Source organism: Carnobacterium sp. 1290_CSPC, from assembly GCF_001053265.1.
Classification (GTDB): Bacteria; Bacillota; Bacilli; order Lactobacillales; family Aerococcaceae; genus Aerococcus; species Aerococcus urinaeequi.
The window spans coordinates 1-973 of sequence record NZ_JVVG01000110.1; the positions used below are offsets into that span (position 1 = coordinate 1).

1 protein-coding gene is annotated in these 973 nt (G+C 41.2%); it reads left to right on the forward strand.

What is annotated here, in order from left to right; genetic code table 11:
* Positions 1 to 131: 131 nt before the first annotated feature.
* The coding region (locus tag AC973_RS09085; protein ID WP_048729799.1) for a manganese catalase family protein at positions 132 to 973 on the forward strand (842 nt) is incomplete at its 3' end.

Genomic DNA, 973 nt, shown 5'->3' on the forward strand with positions numbered 1-973 from the left:
CTTTTATAATATTTTTTGAAACCGTTTCATTTGAAGTATGAATATATATATACTACCATTTACTATGTAACACTTATTTAGAAGAAATTAATGCGACGTATGACATTATAATACATTAGGAGGACTGTCACATGTACATCAGAAAATCAAAATTACAGTATCATGCAAAACCTGAGAAGAGTAATCCTATTCTCGCACGACGCTTACAGGAGATTTTGGGGGGTCAATGGGGCGAAACTACAGGAATGTTGGCCTATACGCTTCAAGGTTGGAACACTGTTGGCAATGAAAAATATAAAGATTTATTATTAGACACTGGTACGGAAGAAATAGGCCATATGGAAATGTTAGCCACCATGATCAATGACCTGTTACGTGACGCGCCTACTGATACGATAGAAGAATTTGCGAGAAATAGTGATCCAGCCACTGCTGCGATACTTGGTGGTATGGACCCTCAACATACATTCGTCAATGGTCTTGGTGCAGGGTTATCTGATTCTAACGGAAACCCGTGGAGCGCAAATTTCATCACCTCAAGCGGTAATTTACTCGCTGATATGCGTTTCAATGTTGTCCGTGAATCACAGGCTCGCCTTCAAGTATCACGTAACTTCCTGCAAACGGAGGATAAAGGTGTTCGCGATATGCTAAGCTACCTCATGGCTCGTGAAACGCAGCACCAACTTCAATTCTTAAAAGCTTGTGAAGAATTGGAAGAAAAATATGGTCCAGTTGTACCACACGGTACTCAAGACTTACAAAAACAAGGTAAGGAGTTTACACATACACTTTACAACTTCTCAGAAGGAGAAGCCTCTCAAGCACTCGAAGGAGAAACTGCCCGTGATGGGAACAAATTCCACTATAGTAGTGACCCCATCATGGCAGGCGGTGAACCTGATTTAACAGCTGCCCCAGAAATATTAAGAAATACGCCACCTGAAGATCCAAACACTGCTGTTGAAGAAGG